Raw genomic sequence first — 24,538 nt, forward strand, 5'->3', positions numbered from 1 at the left:
GTCTTTGGACGCTGTTCCGCCGCTCTGCTTAACTCGTCTGCGAAGCGCCGAACGAAACGGCGCGCATCGGGAGTTCATGCATGAGCGTGGTCAGCAGTGCCGAACGAGTGGAACCTGCGCGCGACGCAGCCGAGCGCGGGCCGCTGCTGCTCTGGATGATCTTCACCGGCCTCACGATATTCGCCGGCGTGGTGCTCGCCCGCTACGGCTATTTCCATCTGATGGTCGCCTCCGACCGCACCTACATCTCCAGCGTCATCGCCGTGCTCTACGTCGCCACGTGCTGCCATTGCTTCTGGCGCACCAGAGCGATCGCGCGCGAGGCGGATGCGGCGCGGCGCTGCCGCGCCGTGCTGATCGGGCCCGATGCGGCGCGCGCGCTCGAACCTGATGCGCAGTTGCTTCCCAAAGGGCTGGTCACCAACCACATCCGCAGCCTCGTCACCAAGGCGCGGACGCAAGGGGCAGGGCGGCTCGACCAGACGCTGCTGCTGCGGACGCTCGCCGACCGCCTGCGCGGCTCCAACGGCTTCGGCGGCTTCGCATCGGACACGCTGATGAAGCTCGGCCTGCTCGGCACCATCATCGGCTTCATCATCATGCTGGCGCCGATTGCCGGCCTCGACGTCAACGACAAGCTGGCGATGAAATCCTCGATGGGGCTGATGAGCGACGGCATGGCGGTGGCGATGTACACGACGCTCGCCGGCCTCGTCGGCTCGATCCTGGTGCGCATCCAGTACTACATGCTGGACGCGGCGACCGGGCGCGTGTTTTCGGACGCGGTCATGCTCACCGAGACGCGGGTGACGCCGCGGCTCGAGCGCGCGATGGATCGCGCGCCGGAGCAGGGCGCATGATGGACGATTTCGGGCTCTATCCGCGCGAGGAGCAGTTCGACCCGTTCAGCGTCATGCTGTTCAAGGCGCTGCAGATCGTCGCGTTCTTCTTCTTCATCGCGGTGCTCGCGATCTCGCCGGACGCCAAGGACGGCAAGGTCGACTCGAAGGCCGAGTTCCTGATCACGATGGACTGGCCGGATAACCATCCCGACGATCTCGACCTGTTCGTGCAGGACCCTGTCGGCAACATCGCCTGGTACCGGCATCGCGAGGCCGGCTTCCTCACCCTCGATCGCGACGACCGCGGCGGCGCCAACGATTTCATCCTGGTCAACGGTCTGAAGATCCCGTCGCCGATCCGCGAGGAGATCGTGACCATCAGAGGCATCGTCGCCGGCGAATACACCGTCAACATCTCGCATTTCCAGAACGTCAGCGGCGCGCCGGTCGAGGCCACCGTGAAGGTGCAGAAGCTCAACCCGACCGCGCAGGTGATCTTTGACGACAAGGTCGTGCTCGACCATTCAGGCGACGAGAAGACGGCGCTGCGCTTCAAGCTCAATGCCGAGGGCAAGGTGATCGACGTGCAGCGCCGACCGAAATCGCTTTTGGAGACGTTCCGCAGCAATTGGCGCAACGGCGCCGATCTCGATCCCAAGACCGGCGTCAGGGTGATCAGGCGATGATGAGCAGTCTGCAGACCGTCATCGTCACGCTGTCCGTGTGCTACGCGCTGATCGGCGCGCTGCTCTTGCTGGTGCTGGTCTATGCAAGGCTGCCTTGGCAGGCCAAGGCGGTCGCCGTGGTCATCACCAGTGCGTTCTATGTCGGCAGCTTCGCCGGCGCCCGCGGCCTGCTCGGCTGGGCCAGCGTCGACCGGCTGCCGAGGAGCTTCAAGGTGCTGCAGGTGCGGATCGTCGATCCGCACTCCGTCGAGGGCGATCCCGGCGCGGTCTATCTGTGGGTCGAGGCGCTGGACGACGACAACCGTCCGAGCGGCGTGCCGCGCGCCTATCGTATTCCCTACAGCGACACACTTGCCGACAAGGCTCAGCACGCCGCCGACCAGATCGCGGCGGGCCATCCGCAGGGCGGTCGCGCCGCCGATTTCGGCACCGGCGACGGCGGGGTCATCGACGCCGCGCGCGAATACATTCTGCCGAAGACGATCATCGAGACCGCCGGCGGTGATCCCTCCACCGGCGAGTTCAAGGCCGCCAAGAACGCCGGCGACGGCGTCTCGTTCACGCCACTGCTGCCGCCGCGCATGCCGCCGAAGGACGAGCAGTAGGCGGCTGCAGCCGTATCCTCCCGCGCGAAGCTCGCGCGCGGGTGATGGCGAGCATCGGGACGTTCCTGGCACGGCGCCTCGAGCTCAAGGTCAACAAGGTCAAGAGTGCGGTCGCCAGACCGAACCACCGCAAGTTCCTGGGCTTCGGCTTTACCCAGGGAAGACAGCCGCACCGGCGCATCGCAGGGGACCTGCAACGCTGACATTCCGCATCTCTCCGCCTATCTTGTTTGATGTTCCTCAAGTCTCGTGTGGCCACGGCCGCTAGCCTTGAGAACCGGAGGACACGGGTGCTGCTGGCGATTTTCACCGATATCCATGCCAATCGGCAGGCCTTCGCGGCCTGCCTGGAGGCGGCGCGTGCGCGTGGCGCGGATCGTCTCATCTGTCTCGGCGACATCGTCGGCTATGGCGCCGATCCAGAATGGTCGGTCGACACCGTCATGGAGATCGTCGCCGGTGGCGGGCTGGCGGTGCGCGGCAACCACGACAATGCCGTCTCGACGGCAAGCGAGAGCATGAATGCCGAGGCGCAGGCGGCGATGGAGTGGACGCGCGGGCGGCTCAGCGCCGAGCAGCGCCGCTTTCTCGCCGAGCTGCCGATGAGCATCGGTGACGACGACCGGTTGTTCGTGCATGCGGAGGCCTCGAGCCCGCCGCGCTGGCGCTATGTGCAGTCGTCGGCCGACGCGGCCCGCAGCATGATCGCGACCGAGGCGCAGGTGACGTTCTGCGGCCACATCCACCGTCCGGCGCTGTACTCGATGTCCGCCACCGCGAAGATGACGAGCTTCACCCCGACCGCCAACATGCCCATTCAGCTGTTGCGCGGCCGGCAATGGCTGGCCGTGGTCGGCTCGGTCGGCCAGCCGCGCGACGGTGATCCGGCCGCGTCGTTCGTGACCTTCGACACCAGGACCCGCGAGCTGACCTATTGCCGCGTGCCCTATGACGTCGAGGCGGCGGCGCAGCGCATTCGTGACAACGGCCTGCCGCCCTGGCTGGCGCAGCGGCTCTCGATGGGGCGCTAGAGCATGACGAAATCAAGGCTCAAGCCGGGCGTCGTGATCGACGGCTTCACGGTGGGTGAATGCGTGCATTCCGGCGGCATGGCGACGTTGTGGAGCGTCACCCATCCGGACATCGACCGGCCCATCCTGATGAAGGTGCCGCGCGTCTCCGAGGGCGAGGATCCTGCGGCGATCGTCAGCTTCGAGATGGAGCAGATGATTCTGCCAAAACTGTCGGGACCGCACGTGCCGGCCTGTTTCGGCACCGGCGATTTCGCCACCCAGGCCTATGTGGTGATCGAGCAGATTCCAGGCGATACGCTGTACAAGCGGCTGCCCGAGCTGCCGCTGGCTTACGAGGAGGCGCGGGTGCTGGTCGCGAAGATCGCGACCGCGCTCGCCGATATTCACCGGCAGCACGTCATCCATCACGACATCAAGCCCTCCAGCATCATGTTCCGGCCGACGGGGGAGGCGGTGCTGATCGACTACGGCCTGTCCTGCCACAAGCACTTGCCGGATCTCTTGCAGGAGGAGTTCCGCCTGCCTTACGGCACCGCGCCCTACATGGCGCCGGAGCGCATGATGGGCACGCGTAGCGATCCGCGCAGCGACATCTTTTCGCTCGGCGTGCTGCTCTACTTCTTCACCACCGGCGTGCGGCCGTTCGGCGAGACCGAGACCCTGCGCGGCATGCGCCGGCGGCTGTGGCGCGATCCCTATCCACCGCGACAGCTGAAGCCGGACTATCCGCCGTGGCTGCAGGAGATCGTGCTGCGCTGCCTGGAGATCGAGCCGGTGTGGCGCTATCCGACCGCGGCGCAGCTCGCCTTCGATCTCGGCCATCCCGACCAGGTCAAGCTGACGGCGCGTGCGGAGAAGGTCAAGCGCGACCCGATCACGGCCGTGTGGCGCCGCCGCTTCAACCGCGGCCTGGTGCAGCCGGAACAGAAAACATCCGACGTCGCGGTGCAGATCGCCTCCAGCCCGATCGTGGCGGTCGCGATCGACACCGTGGAAGGCGGCGAGGAGCTCAACGGCGCGCTGCGGCTGACCGCGCAGCGCATCCTCGCCACTTTGCCCGCGGCTCGGCTCGCCTGCGTCAACGTGCTGAAGCTCGGGCGTCTCACCATCGACCGCACCCTGGACGAGGAGGGCAACAACAAGCACATCGACCGCATGGTCGCGCTGAAGCACTGGGCGACGCCGCTCAAGCTCGACACGAGCCGGCTGACGGTGCACGTGCTGGAGGCGGTCGATCCGGCGGCCTCCATCATCGAATTCGCCGAGGCCAACCAGGTCGACCACATCATCATCGGCGCCCGCCGCGATTCCGTGCTGCGCTCGCTGCTCGGCAGCGTCTCGGCGAAGGTCGCCGCGGAGGCGGGGTGTACGGTGACCGTGGTGCGGACACGGCTCGCGGCACGGGAAGCCGAGGGCGACGATGATGATGCGCCGGCAAGGGTCGTGTCGGGGGAATGATGGACATGCGATGAAGATCCACGGCGCCTCCAAGCACGACAGTCAGAACGGCATGCACAGGCTGAAAAGTGAGGCGCGGCTGCGGTTGCGTTTCGAAAGTTCCCCCTCCAAAGTGATCCGGCGCGTGCGGAACGTGTCGGTTTTTTTCTGAGGGGGGACGATCAATGGCGGCAACGGATGTGAGCATGGCGGGGACAGCCGCGCCGAAGCGAGGCCTGTTCGGCTCGCTCTTCTTTCAGGTCGTGGCTGCGCTCGTGCTCGGCATCCTGATCGGCGTCTTCGCGCCCGAGACCGCCCAGGGGCTCAAATTCTTCAGCGACGCTTTCCTGCGTCTGATCGCCATGGTGGTCGCGCCGATCGTGTTCTGCGTCGTCGTGCACGGCATTGCGAGCGCCGGCGATCTCAGGAAGGTCGGCCGCGTCGGCGTCAAGTCGCTGGTCTATTTCGAGGGCATGACCACGATCGCGCTGGCCTTCGGCCTCGTGCTGGCGCTGGTCTTCAGCCCCGGCCACGGCATGAACATCGACGTCTCCAAGCTCGACGCCAAGCAGCTCGCGAGCTTCGCCGACAACGCCCACAAGCTGCAGGGCGGCGGCTTCGGCGGCTTCATCCTCAACATCATTCCGCCGACGGCGTTCGACGCCTTTGCCCGCAACGACGTGCTGCAGGTGCTGTTCTTCGCGGTGATCTTCGGCGTCAGCCTGGCGCTGGTCGGCGAGCCCGGCAAGCCCGTGGTCGACCTGATCGAGTCCGTCGCCAAGGTGCTGTTCAAGGCGATGGGGCTGATCGTGCGCGTCGCGCCGCTCGGCGTGCTCGGCGCCATCGGCTTCACCGTCGGCAAATATGGCGTCGGCTCGCTCAAGCAGCTCTTGGCGCTGGTCGTGCTGTTCTACGTCTCGGTGGCGCTGTTCGTCGTGACCGCGCTTGGCCTCGTGATGCGCATGGCCGGCCTCAGCCTGTTCAAGTTCCTGCGCTATTTGAAGGAGGAGCTGCTGATCGTGCTGGCGACGGCGTCGTCCGACTCCGTGCTGCCGCAGATCATGCGCAAGCTCGAGGCGATGGGCGTCAAGCAGGAGGTCGTCGGCCTGGTCATCCCGACCGGCTATTCCTTCAACCTCGATGCGTTCTCGATCTACCTGACGCTCGCCGTCGTCTTCATCGCCCAGGCCACCAACACGCCGCTGTCGGTCAGCGACCTGCTGCTGGTGCTCGGCGTGTCGCTGGTCACGTCCAAGGGCGCCCATGGCGTGCCCGGCTCGGCCATCGTCATCCTGGCCGCAACGCTCGGCGCCGTGCCGGCTATCCCCGCCATCGGTCTGGTGCTGGTGCTGTCCGTCGACTGGTTCGTCGGCATCGCGCGCGCCGTCGGCAACCTGATCGGCAACTGCGTCGCCACCGTCGTCGTCGCCGCCTGGGAGGACGACCTCGACCATGCCAAGGCGAAGGCCGTGCTCGACCGCGGCACGGCGGAAGAGGTGGAGTATCAGGGGGCGTGAGGGAGGATCACTAGGGGGAGAATGAGGGAGCGAGTACGGCGTGGATTGGTCGATCGCGCGATCGAGCCGGTGTTCGAGGCCGATGAGGAGAAGCTCTTCGTCGGCGGTTGCGGCCGAAGATTCGACGAGCGCATCAGGTGGCAGTCTTGCGATAGCCGATGTCGTGGCCGCATTCATAGCGGCCGCTCGGATCATGATTGCGCAATTCGTAGACCCGCTGCCATGTGCTCTCCCACGCGCCTTCGGCGGTCAGACAGGTCCGGGTTCCGTCAGCATCGATGTTGATCACCTTCCAGATTAGAAGCGCCACGCAGGCGAAAGAATCGAAAAATGCATCCAGAAACGAGGTGAACCAGCCGGAGTCCATGCCCATATGGCGGAACTCCGGTTCGTGCGCAGAACTCACCAGGCCCCAGGGGCAGCCCGGTCCGAAGCCGTGCTCACAATAGGCGATCTCGGCACCGGATTGTGCATCGCGAAGCACGAACCAGCAGGGATATTGCTCCCCCGGTTGGCCATAGTCCCAATCGCGCAGCACCATGTGAGGTGCGACGAGCATGCCGCGGATATGCGAGAGCACACGCTTGTCGGACAGCTCAGCCAATTCCCCTTCGATCAAGCTCTCCAGGCGTTCGGGAACGGTCGACATCAGCCGTGTATCCAGGACTCATTCAGCGGATGCTGCTGGCCTTCACCTGAACGGCCGCAGCTTCATGTGCCGGTTGGCGTCCTTGTAGAGCAGGTAGCGGAAGCGGCCGGGGCCACCGGCGTAGCAGGCCTGCGGGCAGAAGGCGCGCAGCCACATGAAGTCGCCGGCCTCGACCTCGACCCAGTCGCGGTTGAGCTTGTAGACCGCCTTTCCCTCGAGCACATAGAGCCCGTGCTCCATCACATGCGTCTCCAGGAACGGGATCACGGCGCCGGGCTCGAAGGTGACGATGTTGACGTGCATGTCGTGGCGAACGTCGAGCGGATCGACGAAGCGCGTGGTGGCCCAGCGGCCCTGCGTCTCCGGCATCGCGGCAGGGGCGATCGTCGCCTCGTTGGTGACGAAGGCCTCGGGCACGGCGATGCCGGGAACGGCCTCATAGGCCTTGCGGATCCAGTGGAAGGTCGCGGGCGCCTGGCTGTCGTTGCGCATCGTCCACTTGCAGGACGGCGGCAGGAAGGCGTAGCCGCCATGGCCCAGGCGATGCTCTTTGCCGGCGATGGTGAGCATGATCTCGCCTGACACCACGAACAGCACGCCCTCGGCCTCCGGATCCGGCTCGGGCTGGGCGCTGCCGCCGCCGGGCGAGACCTCGACGATGTATTGCGAGAACGTTTCCGAGAAGCCGGAGAGGGGACGCGCGATCACCCAGGTTCGCGTCTTGTCCCAGAACGGCAGCGCCGAGGTGACGATGTCGCGCATCACGCCCTTCGGGATGACGGCATACGCCTCGGTGAACACGGCGCGGCCGGTCAGCAGGTCGGTCTGCGGCGGGTGGCCGCCATGCGGCACGAAGTAGTTCGGCTTGTCCATCATCGTCTCTCCACGGCGCGGATGATCAACCGGCGCGCCATCGGTCATCAGGGAATGGCAAGGTAGAGCGGCTCGTCGAGCCACAGCTCCTCGAGATTGTCGGGGCTGATGCGGTCGACCACCATGAAGCGCGAGGCCTCGTCGAACACCAAGAGCGGATGATGCCAGACGTTGCGCGCGTAGTTGACGCCCTGGCGGCCGGTTGCCGTGAAGGCGTGGTAGCTCGCGGGATCGCGCGGATCGGCGCAGACCAGCACCAGCCACGGCCGGTCCTGCAACGGCATGAACAGCTGGCTGCCGAGCGGGTGCCGCTCCATCAGCTTGATCTCGATCGGCAACGGCCGCGGCTTGGCCTCGAACAGGCTGATGTTCACGGCCGCGCCGCCCGATGTCACGTCGACAGCAGCGAGGCCGTTGCAGCGGCGGGCGAAGCCCTGGTTGATGTCGATGGGCTGGGCGCCATCGGTCTCGACGACGTCGCCGAAAGCAGCGAAGGCCGCTTTCGTCAGCGGCTGCGGCGTGAGCGTGTGCATCCCGTCTCGCGTGCCTCAGATCGCTTCGCCGCGCGCCAACGCGGCGGCGCTGCGGATCGCGGCGATGTTGCTGCGATAGGCTTCCATCGTGCCGCCCTTGAAGACGGCGGAGCCTGCGACGAAGGCGTTGGCGCCAGCGGCGGCGAGTGCGCCGGCATTGTCGCGGCCGACGCCGCCATCGACCTCGATATCGATCGGCCGGCCCGCGGTCATCGCGCGCAGATCCTGGATCTTGCCAATCGCCGAGGGGATGAAGGCCTGGCCGCCGAAGCCGGGATTGACCGACATGATCAGCACGAGGTCGACGAGGTCGAGCACATATTCGATGACGTTGAGCGGGGTCGACGGGTTGAGCGAGACGCCGGCCTTCTTGCCGAGCGCGCGGATTGCCTGCAGCGAGCGATGCAGATGCGGGCCGGCCTCGGCGTGGACCGTGATGTGGTCGCAGCCGGCCTTGGCGAAGGCCTCGAGATAGGGATCGCACGGCGTGATCATCAGATGCGCGTCGAAGATCTTGGTGGTGTGTGGGCGCAGCGCCTTGATGACATCCGGGCCATAGGAAATGTTCGGGACGAAATGCCCGTCCATGACGTCGAGATGGATCCAGTCGGCCCCGGCGGCATCGACGGCGCGCACCTCTTCGCCGAGCTTGGAGAAATCCGACGCCAGGATCGATGGCGCGATGACGAGCGGACGCGGCGTGAAGGACTGGGTCATGGGCGGCTGTTCCAGGACGATCGGGGATGTCGCCGTATCATGCAGGGCCGGCTGCGGCAACGCGAGCGGGAAAAATCTGCCGGGCGCGGCACGATCTGCCGGGTTCAGGCCACCGTAACATCGCGAAATATCCGGACATATCAGCGGTTTGGCGCTGGCATGGGGATTGCGACGGCGGTGGGAAGATGTTCTGCCGCCGCGTGGGCGGCCTTGCGGGAGTTTCGCCATGTGGTTTGCACTGGGGGCCGCCTCGTCGGTCCTGGACAGCCTGCAGTCGCTCGGCTCGACCAAGTCGGGCTCCGGCAAGTCGGGCGGCGGTCCGTTCAGCCTCGACACCAAGGGGGCGAGCGGCTCCGGCAATTTCAGCCCGTGGTCGAGCGCGGGCGGCAGCAGCAGCTCGGGGCAGATCGCGCCGGAGACCATGAGCGCGCTGCTCGCAGCGCAGAGCCAGTCGGGCGCGTCGTCGAGCGCAAGCTCATCGACCAATCCGCTACAGGACCTGTTCTCGCAGATCGACGGCGATGGCGATGGTCAGATCAGCAAATCGGAGTTCGAGAGCGCGCTCGGCGCCGGCGGCACCAACGTCGCCAATGCCGACAAGGTGTTCGGCAAGCTGGATACGAACGGCGACGGCAGTGTCAGCCTCGACGAGCTGTCCTCGGCGCTGCAGGGCGCCAAGGGGCGACGTGGCCACCATCATCACCAGGAGGCGGGCGGGAGCGGCGGCTCGGGCACCTCATCCAGCGCGGGCGCAGATGCGCTGATGCAGGCGCTGTCGGGCGCCTCGAGTTCCTCGTCCACCAACAGCGACGGCTCGACCACGACCACCATCACCTATGCCGACGGCTCCAAGGTGACGCTGACGACGCCGGCAGCCACAACCGCGTCCAACGCTGCGACCTCGTCCTACAACATGATCGAGAAGCTGATCCAGCGGCAGTCCAACATGCTGTCGGCCTCCACGTCTTCAACGACCGCGGTCAGCGCGTAAGCTCAACTGCCGAAGCGGCCTTGCCAGGACGGCAGCGCGCCGGCGAACGGCAGCGGCCTCGCGTGATAGACGCCGCGGGCGATCGCGCGCGCCAGGACGTTGGCCGCGACCATGCCGAGCTCACTCAGCTCGACCAGCGGCTCGATCGGCCTGGTGCAGGTCGCGGCCGCGAACACGATGTCGCCGTCGAGCGGCAGATGCACTGGATAGATCGCGCGCGCCATGCCGGTCTGCGCCATCATCGCGAGCCGCTTGGCCTGCGCCTTAGTCAGGATGGCATCGGTCACGACGAGGCTGATCGTCGTGTTCTCGGAGGCCGATGCTGCCGGGCCGCCCTTGATGCGCATCGCCAGCATGTCCGGCGTGAAGGCGGCCGGCAGGCCGCGGCCGCCGAACTCGCCGTCGATCTCGTACGGTGCCGCCCAGAACCAGGGACCGTCGCCGACAGTGACGCTGCCGACCGCATTCACCACAACAATGGCCGCAACCTTGATGCCGCCTGTCGTCGTCGCCGACGCCGAGCCGAGCCCGCCCTGCAGGTTGGCCGTGGTGGCGCCGAGCCCGGCACCGACGCTGCCGAGCGCGAAGGTCGTGCTGGCCGCCGCCGCCGCCGCGTAGCCGAGCTCGCGATACGGCGCGTAGCGGCCCCAGGCCTTGTTGCCGCCGTTCAAGAGGTCGAACACGATCGCGCCGGGGACGATCGGGATCAGCGCGTCGCGCACGGCAAAGCCGCGCCCCTGTTCCGCCAGCCAGGCCTGAATGCCGCTCGCGGCCTCGAGCCCGAACGCCGAGCCTCCCGACAGGGCAATGCCGTCGACCCGTTCCACCGTATTCGCAGGATCGAGCAGCGCATCCTCGCGCACCCCGGGTCCGCCGCCACGGATGTCGATCGCGGCGACCGCCGGCTGATCGAACAGGATCGCGGTCACGCCGGAAGCGAGCGCGGCGTCATGGGCATGGCCTACGCGTACGCCGGGGATGTCGGTGAGGAGGTTCTGCACGATCGTCCCTCGCTGCAGATGATGATGCCGGATGGATAGCGCGGCCGGCGCGAGGCCTCAATGCAGGAGGGCACGCGCCTCGGCGCTGGTATGAGCGCCCCGCTTGCGTCCAGCGGGCGCGAAGGGGCAGGCGACATCCGGGTCTCAAGTGCCGCGCCGGTGGGCCCGGATGTCGCTTACGCCGATCCGGGCGCGTGCTTCAGCGCTCCAGCGCGATACGGATCATGCGGGCCAGCTCTGGCTTCCGGTAAGGCTTGGGCAGCAGCAGCACGCCGGCGTCGAGGCGGCCGTGGTGCACGATCGCGTTCTCGGTATAGCCCGAGGTGAACAGCGTCCGCAGCGCCGGCCGCCGCACCCGCGCGGCGTCGGCGAGCTGGCGGCCGTTCATGGCGCCGGGCATGATGACGTCGGTGAACAGCAGGTCGATCTCCGGATGGCGATCGAGCACGTCGAGCGCCTCGGCGGCATTGGCTGCAGCCAGGGTGGTGTAGCCGAGGCTGCCGACCTGGGCGATCACGTGCTGGCGTACCAGCGGATCGTCCTCCACGATCAGGATCGTCTCATTGCCGCCGCGCGCGTCTGGCGCCTGCAAGCCCGCGCTGGCCGCCGGAGCGGACGCCGAGCGCGGCAGATACAGCTTGATCGAGGTGCCGTGGCCGACCTCGCTGTAGATCTTGATGTGGCCGCCGGACTGCTTGACGAAACCGAACACCATGCTGAGGCCGAGCCCCGTGCCCTTGCCGGAGCCCTTGGTCGAGAAGAACGGATCGAACACCTTCTCGAGATAGGCCGGCGGAATGCCACAGCCGGTGTCGCTCACGGCGATCATCACGTAGTCACCGACGATGACCTCGCTATGGACGTCGGCATAGTCCCGGTCGAGCGTGACGTTCGCTGTCTCCAGCGTGAGCTTGCCGCCCTGCGGCATCGCATCACGCGCATTGAGCGCGAGATTGATGACCGCGGTGGCGAGCTGGTTCGGATCGGCGAGCGCAGTGCAGGGATCGGCGTCAAGGATACGCTCGATCTCGATCTGCGCGCCGAGCGTCGGCTGCAGCAAGGCTGCGGTCTCGTTCAACAGGGCGTTGACGTCGAGATCCGTCGGCTGCAGCGGCTGCTTGCGGGCGAAGGCCAGCAACTGCCGCGTGAGCTGCGCGCCGCGGTCGGCGGAGTCGTCGATCAGCTTGGCGACGGAGGCGAGCTCCGGCCGGTCGGACACGGCGTCGGCAAGAATGCCGATGCTGCCGGTGATGACGGTGAGGATGTTGTTGAAGTCGTGGGCGACGCCGCCGGTGAGCTGACCGACCGCCTCCATCTTCTGCGCCTGGCGGAACTGCGCCTCGGCCGCGCGCTTCTCGGTGAGGTCGCGGCCGACGAAGAAGTGGCGCTGCACCGGCTCCGACCAGCTCGCCATCCAGTTCAGGACGACGCCGCGGCCTTCCTTGTGCATGAGCTGCGCTTCGAAATTACGGACGTCGCGGCCGCGGCGGCAGGCGCGCATCTGGCTACGGACCGCCTCGAGCTCGGGCGGATAGACGAAGTCGCTGGCATTGCGGCCGACCATCTCCTCCGGCCGGTAGCCGAGCACGTCCACCGCGCTCGGGCTGACCTGCATCAATTGTCCGTAGGAGTTGGCAACCAGGATCAGGTCCTGCGAGGTCTCGAAGATGCGGCGGCGCTCCTCGGTCTCACGGGTCAGGGCGGTTCGGGTGCGCTTGCTTTCGGTGATGTCGTGCGCCACCTTCGAGGCGCCGATGATCACACCATGCGCGTCGAGGATCGGCGACACGCCGAGCGATACTTCGATCTCGCGGCCGTCCTTGTGGCGGCGGATCGTCTCGTGATGCTCGATCTTCTCGCCGCCGCCGATCCGGCTCAGGATGCGATCGACTTCGCTGCGCCGTTCGGCGGGCACGATCAGGCCGATGTCGTTGCCAAGCGCCTCGTCTGCGCCGTATCCGAACAGGTGTTCGGCGGCGCGATTCCAGGACGTGATCTTGCCCTGCAGCGTCAGCGTGATGATGGCGTCGTTGGAGGATTCCACCACAGCGCTGAACAGCCGCTCCCGCGCGATGAAGCGGGCCCGCTCGCTTTCGCTCTGCCGGCGCTGCTGCTGCAGCAGCCGCGTGAGCCTCGTCTGCAGCCTGACATTGTCGGCGAGCAGGACGCCGAGGACGAAGCTCGCTGCCAGCAAGCCATAGATGCGGCCCGCATAGTAGCCGAGGTCGAACCGGGCGGCGTTGAGCAGCGAGGAGAGCGAGAGATCGAACAGCCAAGCGCACAGCGCCACCATGACCCAGAGGTCGAGAATGCTGTGCGGCCTGCGCAACGCCAGGACGAGCAGGGCAGCCGATGTTACGCACCAGATGGCGCCGACCGCGATCTTCAAAGCCGGAGTGGCAGCGTCATCGCGGACGAGCGCAGGCAGCGCCGTATCATGGGCGATCACCGCCCAGGTGAGTGCCGCAAGTGCAATCGCCACGCCGAGCACGGCGACCGAGAGAGACAGCGCAACCGACCCAACGGGCGCCGGACGGAGACGGTCGTGCAGCGCATAGACCAGAACGAACAAGGGGAACGCGCCGTGCCAGATCATGTAGATCCAGGCTGCGGTCTGCGGCCCTGCATCGAGCAGGCCGGTCTGAGAATACAGGCCTGGGAACACCAGCGTGTGCAGCAGCGAGGCTGGCGCGGTAAACAGGTAACCGGAGGCCAACCACAGCAACGGTCGCGAGCGAAGCAGCACGAACTGGGAGAACAGCAGGAACGCGGTGATGAGATCGTTCAGCGCCAGCGCCGACTGGTAGCTCGCGACGAACGCAGGCACCGGCGGCAACTGCACCTTGGCAAAGGGAGCGGCGGCGGCAAACAGCAAGGTCGAGATCGCAACCGCGGCGAGTGCTGCGATTTGGTCTCGGCGCGTCGCGGTGGACGTCGACAGGAGGACTTCGCGATGATCCTTGATGCTCTGCATCTCCAAGGGTCCTGCGCAACAGAGCCGACGTGCAAGCAGGGAGGTTTACAGCTCGCGCGCGAAGAAAATCACTATTCTAATGAAGGTTGTATGGTACCAGATCGGATCGTTCTGTAGAATGAGTCAATAGTTGGAGTAACCGCACCTTTACCGCAAATGAGATAAATATACTCATAGTTGTGTCCGATTTCTTTCTACGTTGTAGGCTGTCCAACGGAAAAATTCTGGAGAAGTTGATGCCACGGATTCTGGTGGTCGACGATCAGAAGGATGTGCGCGCCATGATCTGTATGGTGCTGCGCGTCAATCAGTTCGACGTGGTCGAAGCGGGAACCGCTGCGTCCGGACTGCAGTTGTTCCGCGACCAGGCATTCGATGCCGTCATCGTCGACATCTATCTCGATGATTCCAACGGGCTCGATCTGGTCAGCAGTATGCGCGCGCTGGTTCCCGACGTTCCGGTGGTCGCCGTCTCCGGCATGACTGCCTTCGATGGCGCGTCGATGTCGGACGAGCTGACCCGTGTCGTTTACCTGCAGAAACCGTTCCGCCCGGCCGAGCTGATGCGTGCCGTCGAAACGGCCCGTGCGGCGGTGGCGGCCAAGGGGACCCCATCGCTTTCGGCCTGTGCCGGCTGAGCCGGTCTGTTCCTCTGTACGACGTGGTTCCCCACGGTGGGCGGGCCTCAACGACGAACCAAGCGCTCAGCAGAACGCCCCGGTCCAGGACCGGGGCGTTTGTATTTTGCTGATGATGATCGAGACGGTCAGGAGTTCTATCAGGAGCCCTTGCCGCCGAGCTCGGCGTAGCCGCCCTTGGCGTCCCACTTGTAGACGACGTAGTCGATCTGCTTGATGTCGCCCTTGGCGTCGAAGCCGAGCTTGCCCAGCACCGTGTCCCACTCGCCGGCCTTGATGGTGTCCATCACCTTCTTGGCGTCGGTGGTGTTGGCCTTCTTGACGGCCTGCGACCAGACCTGGATCGCGGCGTAGGTGTAGAGCGTATAGCCCTCGGGATCGATGTTCTTGGCCTTGAACTTGTCCACGATCGCCTTCGCGCTCGGCTTGTTGCGCGGCTCGGGGCCGAAGGTGAACAGCGTGCCTTCCGCGGCCGGACCGGTGATCGAAGCGAACTCCTTGTCGTTCATCGCGTCGCCCGCCATCAGGATGGTCTTGAGGCCCTGGTCGCGCATCTGGCGCAGGATGAGGCCGGCTTCCTGATGATAGCCGCCGACATAGACGAGATCGATGTTGTCACGCTTCAAGCGGGAGACGATGGCGTTGAAGTCCTTGTCGCCCTTGTTGTAGGACTCGAACATCTTCTCGGTGACGCCGGCCTTGTTCAGCGCCTTCTTGGTCTCGTCGGCGAGACCCTTGCCGTAGGTGGTCTTGTCGTTGAGGATCGCGATGTTCTTGCCCTTGAAGTTCTTCGCGATGTAGTTTGCGGCAACGAGACCCTGCTGGTCGTCACGGCCGCAGACGCGCGCCACGTTCCACAGCTTGCGCTCGGTGAACAGCGGGTTGGTCGAGGCCGGCGTGATCTGCAGCACGTTGCTGTCGGCATAGGCCTCGGAGGCCGGGATCGACGACGACGAGCAGAAATGGCCGGCGACGAACGGAATGCCGGAGCCGGCGAGCTTTTCGGCAACCGAACGCGCCTGCTTCGGATCGCAGGCATCGTCACCGACCTGCAGTGCGAGCTTCTTGCCGAGCACGCCACCGGCGGCATTGAGGTCGGCGACCGCCATCTCGGCGCCGTTCTGCATCTGGCGGCCGAAGGCCGATTCACTGCCGGTCATCGGGCCGGCCACGGCGATGTTGATGTCTTCGGCGAAGGCAGCAGTCGAGAGCGCCAGCGATGCGCCCAGAGCCAAGCCGATGAGTTTGAGTGGTTTCATGAGAAATCCTCGCGGGGGTAGGTCGACACGGAACGGCCCGAACGGCGGGCCGCAGACCGCGCGCATTGTGGCTGATTTTCCGGCGAAGTCACCGGCAATTTTTGACCACACCTACGAAGGACTAAGGCCATTCTGGCCGCGTTTTGAGGGCCCGCCTCAGTGGCGGCCGCCCTCCAGATAGGCAGCGCGGATCTCCGGTCGCTGCAGCAGCTCGGTGCCGGTGCCCGACAGCGTAATCAGGCCGTTGACCAGCACATAGCCGCGATGGGCGAGCTTCAGCGCGTGATTGGCGTTCTGCTCGACGATCAGCACGGTCAGACCGTCCTGGCGGTTGAGTGTCCGAATGGCGTCGAAAATCTGGCGGGCGATCAGCGGCGCCAAGCCGAGCGAGGGCTCATCCAGAAGCAGCAGGCGCGGCCGGCTCATCAGCGCGCGTCCGATCGCCAGCATCTGCTGCTCGCCACCGGATAGCGTGCCGCCGCGCTGGTCGACGCGCTCCTTCAGGCGCGGAAACAGGGCGAAGACGCGCTCCAGCGTGCTTGCCCGCTCCGCGTCGGTCGTCTCGCCGGCGTCGGCGCCCATCTGCAGGTTTTCCGCCACGCTCATGCGCGGAAAGATGCGGCGTCCCTCCGGCGACTGCGCGATGCGCAGCCGCGCGATCTGATGCGTCGGCACCTGTGTGATGTCGTTGCCGTCGTAGACGATGTTGCCGGAGCTTGCGCGCGGGCGGCCGAAGATCGACATCATCAGCGTCGACTTGCCGGCGCCGTTGGCGCCGATCAGCGCGACGATCTCGCCCGGCTTGATGTCGAGATCGACGCCCTTCAGCGCTTCGATCTTGCCGTAGGACGCGCGCAGATTGCGGATCGCGAGCAGGGACGCACTCACGCCTCGGCCTCCATCACGGCTGCGGCCTCTTCCTCGTCGGTGCCGAGATAGGCGGCGATGACCTTCGGATCGTCGCGGATCTCGCGCGGCGTGCCCTCGGCGATCTTGACGCCGTAGTCCATCACGACGACGCGGTCGGAGATTTCCATCACGACGCTCATGTCGTGCTCGATCAGCAGGATCGACGTGGCGTGATCGGCCCGGATCGACAGCAGCAACTCGCTGAGGGCCGCACTCTCGCGCGCGTTGAGGCCGGCGGCCGGTTCGTCGAGGCAGAGCAGGGCCGGCGAGGTGCACATCGCGCGCGCGATCTCCAGCCGACGCTGGTCGCCATAGGCGAGATTGCCGGCCGCGTCGTCGGCGCGGTCGATCAGCCCGACGCGCTTCAGCCAGAACACGGCCGCATCGATCGCGTTCCGCTCGGCCGCGCGCCACGAGGGCACGCCGAGCAGCCCGAGCACCGTCATGCCGGACGCGCGCATCAGCGCGTTGTGCTGCGCGACCATCAGGTTCTCGAGCGCCGTCATGCCCGGAAACAGCCGGATGTTCTGGAACGTCCGCGCCACCTTGGCCTGCTTGGAGATGTTGAAGTCCTTCAGCTTCTGCATCTCGAACTGCGCGCCGTCATCATGGGTCAGGCGGATGACGCCGGAGGTCGGCTTGTAGAAGCCGGTGATGCAGTTGAACACGGTGGTCTTGCCGGCGCCGTTGGGGCCGATCAGGGCCGTGATCTGCGTGCGTTGCGCGGTGAACGACAGCGCATTGACGGCGACGATGCCGCCGAAGCGCATGGTGAGGTTTTCGAGTGCGAGAATGGGAGCGGAGCTCATCCGTGGCCTTCCTTGACGAGGTCCGAAGAGATGCTCTTGGATTTTTCCAGGAATACGGTCGGCGCGCGATGGCCGACAATGCCGCGCGGCCGCCAGATCATCACCAGCACCATGGCGAGACCGAACACCAGCATGCGGTAGCCCTCGAGGCTTCTGAACAGCTCGAAGCCGCCGATCATGGCGAGCGCCGCCAGCGCCACGCCGAGCTGCGACCCCATGCCGCCGAGCACGACGATGGCGAGCACCAGCGCCGATTCCTGGAAGGTGAAGGATTCCGGGCTGATGAAGCCCTGGCGCGTGGCGAAGAAGGCGCCGGCGAAACCGCCGAACATCGCGCCGGTCGCAAATGCGGTCAGCTTGGTGGTGGTGATGTTGATGCCGAGCGCGCGGCAGGCGACCTCGTCCTCGCGCAGCGCTTCCCAGGCCCGGCCGATCGGCAGCCGGCGCAGCCGGATGGTGACCCAGTTGGTCAGGAGTGCCAGCGCCAGGATCAGATAGAACAGAAAAACGATGCGATGCGTCGGCGAGAACGGGATGCCGAGCATCGATGCAAGGCCGCCTTCGCCCGGTGCGAGCGGAATGCCGAACAACGTCGGTCGCGGAATCCCGGAGACGCCGTTGGGACCGCCGGTCACGTCCTGCCAGTTGATGAGGACGAGGCGGATGATCTCGCCAAAGGCCAGGGTGACGATGGCGAGGTAGTCGCCGCGCAGCCGCAGCACCGGAAAGCCGAGCAGCACGCCCCAGAAGGCGGCGAGAATGCCGGCGAGCGGCAGGCAGACCCAGAACGACAGGCCGAAGGTGGTCGAGAGCAGGCCGTAGGAATAGGCGCCGACGGCGTAGAACGCGACGTAGCCGAGGTCGAGCAGGCCGGCGAGACCGACCACGACGTTGAGGCCCCAACCCAGCATGACGTAGGTGAGGACCAAAATGCCGAGGTCGAGAATGTAACGCTGATTGTAGAAGATCACCGGCACCAGCAAGGTGAAGATCAGCAGCGCCGGCGCGAGATAGCGACCGGCTACGGACATGCCGCTCCGCACGGACGGCGGCACGAAGCTGCCGAGGCCGCCGCGCGGTCCGAGCCACAGCCGCAGCAGTTCGACCGCGATCGAGCCGACGAACACCGCCACAACCAGGCTGGCGAGGTCGCCGAAGCGGGTCCAGTATACGAGCTGGCCGCTCTGACCCGCTTCGGTGCGGATGCCGACCATCAGGGAGAACAGACCGAGAGCGACCAGTGCGCTGAGAAAGGCCTTCTTGAGGATGAAGGCGGCTCCGACCGGTTCGGAGCCTTTCGACGAGGCGGGAAGGGACGCGCTCACGCGGACTCCATCTTCAGACTTTTTCGACTTCGGGCCGGCCGAGCAGGCCGGTTGGCAGGAAGATCAGCACCACGATCAGGATCGAGAATGCCGCGACGTCCTTGTACTCCACCGAAAAATAGGCCGACCAGAACGTCTCGATCAGTCCGATCGCGAGGCCTCCGAGCATCGCGCCCGGCAGCGAGCCAATGCCGCCGAGCACCGCCGCCGTGAACGCCTTGATGCCGGCGACGAAGCCCATGAAGAAATCGACCAGGCCGTAATACAGCAGGTACATCATGCCGGCGACGGCCGCGAGCGCCGCGCCGATCACGAAGGTCATCGAGATGGTGCGGTCGACGTCGACGCCGAGCAGTGCCGCCATGGTCTGATCCTGCTCGCAGGCGCGCATGTCGCGGCCGAGCCGCGTGCGGGATACCAGCCAGGTGAACAGCGCGAGCAGAACGATGGTGGTGATGACCACCACGATCTGGATGTTGGAGAGCTGGACGACGAAGCCGCCCGCGCCCTCGTGCAGCGTGTAGCCGCCGGTGATGATCGGCGGCACCGGCTTGACGCGCGCGCCCTGCGACACCTGCGAATAGTTGGTGAGCACGAACGACATGCCGATGGCGGACAGCATCGGCGCCAGGCGGAACGAGTGCCGCAGCGGGCGATAGGCGATGCGTTCGATGGTCCAGCCATAGAGCGCCGTGATGGCCATCGACACCAGCAGCACGATCAGCAGGATCACCGGAACCGCAGTCAGGCCCAGCGACACCAGGACCAGGAAGCAGATCAGCGCGATGAAGCCGCCGATCATGAAGATGTCGCCATGGGCGAAATTGATCATGCCGACGATGCCGTAGACCATGGTGTAGCCGATGGCGATCAGGCCGTAGATCGAGCCAAGGACGAGGCCGTTGATGAGCTGTTGCGCGAAATAATCCATGAACTGCCGTGAGTGAGACTGCCGATACCGGTTCGCAACGCGGCGGGGGCCTTGTAGAGCGGGTGCCGGTATGCCTGGAGACGCACCCGCGCCCAAGGCGACGCGTGCGGCAGTACTAACAGTTCGGAACCGGGTGCCGCAACAGCGTGCAGTGCCACAATTGCGGGCTTATCCCGCCTCCTTTGATGGCGCGGTTCCCCTGCCTTCCTCGGGGCCGGCCGTCGCCATCAAATGACCGCTTGGGAACCCAGCACGTAGCGCCGAAAAGGAGGGTTCTCGCACTGGTTGCTGGCGCCGCTATATGCCGCTACCGCTGTCTTCCGTCGAACCAGGCACTTTTGCCATCAGCTTCGACTGGAGCCTGACCAAGGCGTCGCGCAGCCGTGTCGCCTCATCATACCGGGTTTCCCGAGCCACCATGCCAGAAAACGGATCTTTCACCATGGTCTCGGCGGCCTGGGCAAGACGGCGCATCGGCGTCACCACCCATTTCGCGGCGAAATTGAGCAGCACCAGGATCGAGAACACGCCACCGGCAACGTTGAACCAAAACGAGCGCACAAGCTGGCGGGTCGGCACCATCGCGGCAACGGCGTCCTGCCGGATCAGAAGGGACCAGCCGAAGCTCGGCAGATCGGCGTACTTCACGGTGGGGAACGTGAGGGTGAAATAATCCTTGCCGTCGGGCCATCGCTCGATGAGCGCGACCGAGGCCCCGCGGCTTGCGGCCTGCGCCGAGCCGATCGTCAGTTGCTTGCCGACGAGATCCGGCGGGCCGAACAGCACGATGCTCTCGCGCGACAGCAACACCAGATCGATGTCGCGCGACGCCAGCGCCGCGACGGATTCGATCACCCATTTCCAATCGATCTGGGCCCCGATGACGCCGGCGGGGGCGCCGTCGTGCACGAGCGGAGCCGACATGGCGATCAAGCGGTCCGGTCCCGAAGCGGCCTGCAACATCCGGCCCAGGGCCTCTGATTCGCGATCATCGACCGCCGTCGGCACCCCGAGTCCATGCCGGAACCAGCGCAGGTCGGCGACGTTTTGTCCTTCCAGCATCCGGTCCTTGCTCGCGATGACCTTGCCGCCGGAGTCGGCGATGCCGAGCCAGGCATAGCGCGGCTGGAACTGGCTCACGAACTGGATCTGCCGGCGCGCCTCGGCGACGTCGGCGGGGTCGATGATCGCGGCGAGCCGCGACACGTCGCTCCACGTGCCGTACAACTGTCGCGCCAGCAGGTTTGCGCTGAGCTCACCGCGCGTCCTCAGCTGCTCGATCGCGAGCTCCTCGCCGCGCCGCTGCAGCGACGCCGAATAGAGGATGGCAACGGCCAGCGCCGTCACGATGATCAGTGTCGTGCCGCCGAGGAACACCGCTGTCTGTAAGCTCCACCGTCGCCTCGTCATTGTCTTCTCCTCAATCGGCCACGGCTCGCGCGAGTTCTTTCAGCATGCGGCCGAGATCGCCGCTGTCGGCGCCGGGCACTCCGCTCGCGGTGTGCAGCCGCTCGATGATCTGGGCGCGCTGCTGCGGCGTCACCGCAAATATGAGCCGGTAGCCGTCGTTCGTCGGAGCCGCGACCTTGGTCTGGATATCGCCGATCAGGGGCAGGGTGAGCGTGCCGATGGCGCCGGTCGCAAGGCCGACCGGACCGCTGACGCGTGCGCCGCCGGGGCCGAGATTGACGATCCAGCCGCGTTGCGGCTCGCCGTCGACCGTCAGGGTTATCGGCTCGACGATCTGGCGTTGCGGCCGGTTGTAGCGTGGACGGTCGATGCACACGGCGATCGCCACCGACAGCACCAGAATGTTGTAGATCGTCCAGAACATCACGACGATGACGCCGTCTCCCGCGGTCCCCGTGGTATTGAAGACGAAATCGGACGTCAGCGACACGATCAGGCCACCGATCGTCAGCGCCATCAGGATCAGGAAGGGCCGCATCAGCGGCCATTGGACGATGATCTTGGCGCGATCGCCGCCCTTGGCGGTCACCGAGAATTTGTGCGGACCGGGGGAGAGCAGGCCGAGAGCGGCGGCGCGGAGCACGGGCCAGGCGGCGACGATCTGCGAGACATCGTTGACGATCGGAATGAACAGTCCCTTGGACAGCCAGTTCAGCGTGTACATGATCGAGAGATAATAGGGGCCGTAATACCGGATGATGTCGGCGATCGAGGCGTTCACCACCGTCACCCCGCCCCACCAGTAGAGCAGTGGACAGATCAGCGCGGCGAGGCGGAACGGATAGGTCGACGTCCAGTAGAGCAGCGAGTCGAGGACGCTGAGCCGGTGGAAGAAACCCAGACCATGGGAGCCGAATGGATTGTAGACGTTGCGCACGATCTGCATGAGGCCGAGGCACCAGCGGCCGCGCTGCGTGACGTATTCCGCAAGGCCTTCCGGCGCCAATCCCTCCGACAACGCCTCGTTCAGGTACACGGTCTGGTAGCCGTGTGCGGACAGGCGCAGCGTGAGCAGGAAATCCTCGGTGACGCTCTCGGTCGGCACGCCGCCGATCATCTCCACGGCGGAGACGCGGAATATCGAGGAGGTGCCGCAGCACATTGCGATGCCCCAGGCGTCGCGCGCCGGCTCGACGTTGTCGAAGAAGTGGCGCTGCTCGTCGGGATAGGACGCGCCGATGCCGAGATTGTGCTGGATCGGGTCCGGGTTGAAGAAGTGCTGGGGCGTCTGTACGAGGCCGACAGCCGGATCGTGGAACAACGCGAGCGTCCGCTCGACGAAGTCGAGATGAGGCACGAAGTCGGCGTCGAGAACGGCGACGAAATCCGGCCGGTCCGCATCCGCCGCGCGCAGCCGCAAGGCATTGTTGATGTTGCCGGCCTTGGCGTGCGACTTGTCGGTGCGGGCGACATAGCCGATGCCGTGCTCGGTGCAGTAGTCCCGGAGCCAGGCTCGGCTGCCGTCGTCGAGGACGAAGACGCGCAATGCCGCATAGGTGATCGCCTTGGCGCCGACGATGGTTCGCTCCAGGACCTCGAGCTGCTCGTTGTAGGTGGTGATGAAGATGTCGACCCGAGGCGGCGGCCTCGGAAGCCACCAGCCGGCATGGCGATCAGCCTCCGTCGTCCGCTCCTTGGTCCTGGTCAGGATCAGGAAGGCGAAGGACGACGAAACAACGGTGAGCGTTTCGAGAATGGCGAAGCCCCAGCTGAGGATCCCATCCGGCGTGAGGCCGGGCGGAGCAAGGGTCTCGGTGAAGCGCCAGGCGACATAGCGCCAGGCCAGCAGGATCGAGCCGCTGAGGAGCAGGGTCCGCCAGTACCATATCTTCGGGTCCAGGAGGGGCAACACCAGGAGGCGCAGCCCTACGATGATCGCAACGACTGCGAACGCGGACAGGAATGGTGACAGCGTCGGCATCAGTAGCCGTACCGGGCGACGAAGCCGCGGAATGCCGCGATCGGTCCGCTGGTGAAGATCACCCGGCCGGTGCGCCCGATGGCGCAGGACAGATCCGGCTGCTTGGCGAGATCTGGCACCGCAACGGTGACGTCGAAGCGCTGCAAGTGCTGCGGCGTCGGGCCGACGGCGAGATTGGCGTAGAGTTGCGAGGCGCCCGAGCCGCCGAGACGTGTCACCGTCCCATCGAATATCCGGTCGTCGCCGAACAGACGGAACTGCACCGGGGCGCCGATCGACAGGCTGTCGTAGAGCCTTTCGGGAACGCTCGCGGTCACCACGAGACTGTTGCAGTCCACGAGCTTGACGAGATCCTGACCGCGACGGGCATATTCGCCATCGTCGACGAGGAAATCCCAGGCCATGCCCGGGACGCGGGCCCTCAGCGTCGCCGAGGTCAGCCGGTTGATCCGGACGCGTTCGGCGTTGATCTGCTGCTCGTATTGGACCAGGCGGGACTGGATCTGCTGCTCGTCCACGGCAAGTTCGGCGAGGCGCAGGTCGAGCTCGTGAATGCGCTGCATCGAGAACGGCACGTCGTTGTAGGAGTCGCCGATGAAGACCCCCGATTGCGCGGAGCCGAGCTCGGTCTCGACATAGTTGCTGCGCTGTTTCGCGCTTTCCAAATCCTGCTTGGCGATATCGAGCGAGGCGCTGGCCTGGTCGAGGCCGGCGACCGTCTGGACCCCGCGTTCCTTCAGCTCGTTGGCCCGCGTGAAGGTGAGATCCGCGAGCTTCAGCCGGGCGGCCGCGGCATCCTCCGCCGCCTTGGCCTCGGCGATGCGTGCCGCGATCTGGCGGACGCGGCCGGTCTTGTAGTTGGCCGACTGGGCCGCGAAGGCGGCCCGCGCCTGCTCGAGCGCCGAACGCTGCGCCGGAACCCGCTTGAGCGCGATCTTCTGCTCGTCACGGTCGCGCTCGAGATTGAGCAGGCGCGTGGTGTCGAACCGGTCGTCGACGATCTCGGCCATGAGTTCCCCGGCGTTGACCCTGGCGCCGATATTGCTCACCCCCAGCGTCACGCGGCCTTCGATCGGCGCGCGCACGACGTAAAGCCGGGCATTGACGGTCGCGTCGCCTGAAGTTCCGGCGAAATGCTCGCCGACCAGGATGTAGAGGCCGCCGGCCAGCAGGAGGATGCCGATGAAGATCCGAGCTACTCTCATGCGGTACTCCCGCTCGGCAGCTGCCTGCCGCATCACGATCCCGCTGTGCGAAACGCAGCGGCGTTCGCCTCTAAGGTAGTATATCTGTTTCAGACTACTTTGACGCTAGTCAAGAACACCGATGGCGTGGCGCACAGAGTTGCGAGGCGCATGGACGTGAATCAGCGGCCGCCGACGGACGCAATGTCGGATGCGATGCAGATGTTCGAGGA

23 protein-coding genes are annotated in these 24,538 nt (G+C 65.9%); 9 read left to right on the forward strand and 14 right to left on the reverse strand.

The genetic code is table 11. From position 1 onward, the window contains the following. The first annotated feature begins 80 nt into the window (after positions 1 to 80). The 7 genes from QX073_RS01635 (at position 81) to QX073_RS01665 (ending at position 6,121) form a co-directional block, all read left to right on the forward strand. Positions 81 to 860 (forward strand): MotA/TolQ/ExbB proton channel family protein, encoded by a 780-nt coding sequence (locus QX073_RS01635; protein ID WP_315749348.1) that lies wholly within the window; start codon positions 81 to 83, stop codon positions 858 to 860. Continuing rightward, a complete protein-coding gene (locus tag QX073_RS01640) occupies positions 857 to 1,528 on the forward strand; it encodes a hypothetical protein (RefSeq protein WP_315714788.1) in 672 nt (223 codons plus the stop codon). The genes QX073_RS01635 and QX073_RS01640 overlap by 4 nt, the downstream gene beginning before the upstream one ends. Beyond that, positions 1,525 to 2,133, forward strand: coding sequence for a hypothetical protein (locus QX073_RS01645; RefSeq protein ID WP_315749351.1), 609 nt, complete (start codon positions 1,525 to 1,527; stop codon positions 2,131 to 2,133). Before QX073_RS01640 ends, QX073_RS01645 begins: the two co-directional genes overlap by 4 nt. Positions 2,134 to 2,177: 44 nt before the next feature. Continuing rightward, positions 2,178 to 2,336: a hypothetical protein gene (locus tag QX073_RS01650; protein WP_316203822.1), complete on the forward strand. Its 159-nt coding sequence runs from the start codon at positions 2,178 to 2,180 to the stop codon at positions 2,334 to 2,336. Between the two features lie 87 nt (positions 2,337 to 2,423). Then, positions 2,424 to 3,164, forward strand: coding sequence for a metallophosphoesterase family protein (locus QX073_RS01655; protein WP_316170295.1), 741 nt, complete (start codon positions 2,424 to 2,426; stop codon positions 3,162 to 3,164). 3 nt (positions 3,165 to 3,167) lie between these two features. Then, complete coding sequence (locus tag QX073_RS01660; protein WP_315714784.1) at positions 3,168 to 4,625, forward strand: bifunctional serine/threonine-protein kinase/universal stress protein; 1,458 nt, start codon at positions 3,168 to 3,170, stop codon at positions 4,623 to 4,625. 164 nt (positions 4,626 to 4,789) lie between these two features. Beyond that, positions 4,790 to 6,121, forward strand: a complete 1,332-nt coding sequence (locus QX073_RS01665; protein ID WP_315714783.1) for a dicarboxylate/amino acid:cation symporter — start codon at positions 4,790 to 4,792, stop codon at positions 6,119 to 6,121. A gap of 133 nt (positions 6,122 to 6,254) precedes the next feature. On the opposite strand, the gene QX073_RS01670 is transcribed toward QX073_RS01665, so the two are convergent. Genes QX073_RS01670 through rpe form a run of 4 tightly spaced genes read right to left on the reverse strand, consistent with a single transcriptional unit; the run spans position 6,255 to position 8,893 of the window. Next, positions 6,255 to 6,770, reverse strand: coding sequence for a hypothetical protein (locus QX073_RS01670; protein ID WP_315714782.1), 516 nt, complete (start codon positions 6,768 to 6,770; stop codon positions 6,255 to 6,257). A 42-nt stretch (positions 6,771 to 6,812) separates the two neighbouring features. Continuing rightward, a complete protein-coding gene (locus tag QX073_RS01675; RefSeq protein WP_315714982.1) occupies positions 6,813 to 7,643 on the reverse strand; it encodes a bifunctional allantoicase/(S)-ureidoglycine aminohydrolase in 831 nt (276 codons plus the stop codon). A gap of 47 nt (positions 7,644 to 7,690) precedes the next feature. Then, a complete protein-coding gene (locus QX073_RS01680; protein WP_315714781.1) occupies positions 7,691 to 8,176 on the reverse strand; it encodes an ureidoglycolate lyase in 486 nt (161 codons plus the stop codon). A gap of 15 nt (positions 8,177 to 8,191) precedes the next feature. Next, a complete protein-coding gene (gene rpe, locus QX073_RS01685) occupies positions 8,192 to 8,893 on the reverse strand; it encodes a ribulose-phosphate 3-epimerase (RefSeq protein WP_315714981.1) in 702 nt (233 codons plus the stop codon). A 226-nt stretch (positions 8,894 to 9,119) separates the two neighbouring features. Here rpe and QX073_RS01690 point away from each other — a divergent pair, with 226 nt between their 5' ends. Beyond that, entirely contained in the window at positions 9,120 to 9,884 is a 765-nt protein-coding gene (locus QX073_RS01690; RefSeq protein WP_316225235.1) for an EF-hand domain-containing protein, read from the forward strand. A 2-nt stretch (positions 9,885 to 9,886) separates the two neighbouring features. Here QX073_RS01690 and QX073_RS01695 read toward each other — a convergent pair whose 3' ends face one another. Together QX073_RS01695 and QX073_RS01700 are read right to left on the reverse strand one after the other, a co-directional pair. Beyond that, the gene (locus QX073_RS01695; RefSeq protein ID WP_316225236.1) at positions 9,887 to 10,885 is read right to left on the reverse strand and encodes a P1 family peptidase; all 999 of its coding nucleotides are present in this window, start codon (positions 10,883 to 10,885) and stop codon (positions 9,887 to 9,889) included. Positions 10,886 to 11,084: 199 nt separating this feature from the next. Continuing rightward, positions 11,085 to 13,859 (reverse strand): PAS domain S-box protein, encoded by a 2,775-nt coding sequence (locus QX073_RS01700; RefSeq protein WP_316225237.1) that lies wholly within the window; start codon positions 13,857 to 13,859, stop codon positions 11,085 to 11,087. A 236-nt stretch (positions 13,860 to 14,095) separates the two neighbouring features. Here QX073_RS01700 and QX073_RS01705 point away from each other — a divergent pair, with 236 nt between their 5' ends. Continuing rightward, a complete protein-coding gene (locus QX073_RS01705; protein WP_315714777.1) occupies positions 14,096 to 14,497 on the forward strand; it encodes a response regulator in 402 nt (133 codons plus the stop codon). Positions 14,498 to 14,637: 140 nt separating this feature from the next. On the opposite strand, the gene QX073_RS01710 is transcribed toward QX073_RS01705, so the two are convergent. The 8 genes from QX073_RS01710 to QX073_RS01745 form a co-directional block, all read right to left on the reverse strand. Then, the gene (locus QX073_RS01710; protein WP_315714776.1) at positions 14,638 to 15,756 is read right to left on the reverse strand and encodes a branched-chain amino acid ABC transporter substrate-binding protein; all 1,119 of its coding nucleotides are present in this window, start codon (positions 15,754 to 15,756) and stop codon (positions 14,638 to 14,640) included. Positions 15,757 to 15,912: 156 nt separating this feature from the next. Further along, positions 15,913 to 16,644, reverse strand: a complete 732-nt coding sequence (locus tag QX073_RS01715; RefSeq protein ID WP_315749359.1) for an ABC transporter ATP-binding protein — start codon at positions 16,642 to 16,644, stop codon at positions 15,913 to 15,915. Beyond that, positions 16,641 to 17,474 carry an ABC transporter ATP-binding protein gene (locus QX073_RS01720; RefSeq protein ID WP_315714774.1) on the reverse strand — a complete coding sequence of 278 codons (834 nt, stop codon included), beginning with the start codon at positions 17,472 to 17,474 and terminating at the stop codon, positions 16,641 to 16,643. The genes QX073_RS01715 and QX073_RS01720 overlap by 4 nt, the downstream gene beginning before the upstream one ends. Then, positions 17,471 to 18,799 carry a high-affinity branched-chain amino acid ABC transporter permease LivM gene (livM, locus tag QX073_RS01725; RefSeq protein ID WP_315714773.1) on the reverse strand — a complete coding sequence of 443 codons (1,329 nt, stop codon included), beginning with the start codon at positions 18,797 to 18,799 and terminating at the stop codon, positions 17,471 to 17,473. The genes QX073_RS01720 and livM overlap by 4 nt, the downstream gene beginning before the upstream one ends. A 13-nt stretch (positions 18,800 to 18,812) precedes the next feature. Further along, positions 18,813 to 19,730, reverse strand: a complete 918-nt coding sequence (locus QX073_RS01730) for an ABC transporter permease subunit (protein ID WP_315714772.1) — start codon at positions 19,728 to 19,730, stop codon at positions 18,813 to 18,815. Positions 19,731 to 20,027: 297 nt separating this feature from the next. Continuing rightward, entirely contained in the window at positions 20,028 to 21,107 is a 1,080-nt protein-coding gene (locus QX073_RS01735; protein ID WP_316170287.1) for a hypothetical protein, read from the reverse strand. A gap of 43 nt (positions 21,108 to 21,150) precedes the next feature. Next, on the reverse strand, positions 21,151 to 23,121 hold the full coding sequence (locus QX073_RS01740) for a glycosyltransferase (protein WP_316225238.1): 1,971 nt from the start codon (positions 23,119 to 23,121) through the stop codon (positions 21,151 to 21,153). Then, positions 23,121 to 24,326, reverse strand: a complete 1,206-nt coding sequence (locus QX073_RS01745; RefSeq protein WP_316225239.1) for an HlyD family secretion protein — start codon at positions 24,324 to 24,326, stop codon at positions 23,121 to 23,123. The genes QX073_RS01740 and QX073_RS01745 overlap by 1 nt, the downstream gene beginning before the upstream one ends. Positions 24,327 to 24,538: the final 212 nt, after the last annotated feature.

The sequence above is a fragment of the Bradyrhizobium sp. SZCCHNS3052 genome (assembly GCF_032484495.1).
Classification (GTDB): Bacteria; Pseudomonadota; Alphaproteobacteria; order Rhizobiales; family Xanthobacteraceae; genus Bradyrhizobium.

Coding starts and splice junctions, on each gene's coding strand:
- QX073_RS01700 (WP_316225237.1), bottom strand. CDS start 13,859: ATGCAGAGCATCAAGGATCATCGCGAAGTCCTCCTGTCGACGTCCACC.
- rpe (WP_315714981.1), bottom strand. CDS start 8,893: ATGACCCAGTCCTTCACGCCGCGTCCGCTCGTCATCGCGCCATCGATC.
- QX073_RS01705 (WP_315714777.1), top strand. CDS start 14,096: ATGCCACGGATTCTGGTGGTCGACGATCAGAAGGATGTGCGCGCCATG.
- QX073_RS01665 (WP_315714783.1), top strand. CDS start 4,790: ATGGCGGCAACGGATGTGAGCATGGCGGGGACAGCCGCGCCGAAGCGA.
- QX073_RS01660 (WP_315714784.1), top strand. CDS start 3,168: ATGACGAAATCAAGGCTCAAGCCGGGCGTCGTGATCGACGGCTTCACG.
- QX073_RS01740 (WP_316225238.1), bottom strand. CDS start 23,121: ATGCCGACGCTGTCACCATTCCTGTCCGCGTTCGCAGTCGTTGCGATC.
- QX073_RS01710 (WP_315714776.1), bottom strand. CDS start 15,756: ATGAAACCACTCAAACTCATCGGCTTGGCTCTGGGCGCATCGCTGGCG.
- QX073_RS01680 (WP_315714781.1), bottom strand. CDS start 8,176: ATGCACACGCTCACGCCGCAGCCGCTGACGAAAGCGGCCTTCGCTGCT.
- QX073_RS01640 (WP_315714788.1), top strand. CDS start 857: ATGATGGACGATTTCGGGCTCTATCCGCGCGAGGAGCAGTTCGACCCG.
- QX073_RS01720 (WP_315714774.1), bottom strand. CDS start 17,474: ATGAGCTCCGCTCCCATTCTCGCACTCGAAAACCTCACCATGCGCTTC.
- QX073_RS01675 (WP_315714982.1), bottom strand. CDS start 7,643: ATGGACAAGCCGAACTACTTCGTGCCGCATGGCGGCCACCCGCCGCAG.
- QX073_RS01645 (WP_315749351.1), top strand. CDS start 1,525: ATGATGAGCAGTCTGCAGACCGTCATCGTCACGCTGTCCGTGTGCTAC.
- QX073_RS01650 (WP_316203822.1), top strand. CDS start 2,178: ATGGCGAGCATCGGGACGTTCCTGGCACGGCGCCTCGAGCTCAAGGTC.
- QX073_RS01745 (WP_316225239.1), bottom strand. CDS start 24,326: ATGAGAGTAGCTCGGATCTTCATCGGCATCCTCCTGCTGGCCGGCGGC.
- QX073_RS01635 (WP_315749348.1), top strand. CDS start 81: ATGAGCGTGGTCAGCAGTGCCGAACGAGTGGAACCTGCGCGCGACGCA.
- QX073_RS01670 (WP_315714782.1), bottom strand. CDS start 6,770: ATGTCGACCGTTCCCGAACGCCTGGAGAGCTTGATCGAAGGGGAATTG.
- QX073_RS01690 (WP_316225235.1), top strand. CDS start 9,120: ATGTGGTTTGCACTGGGGGCCGCCTCGTCGGTCCTGGACAGCCTGCAG.
- QX073_RS01730 (WP_315714772.1), bottom strand. CDS start 19,730: ATGGATTATTTCGCGCAACAGCTCATCAACGGCCTCGTCCTTGGCTCG.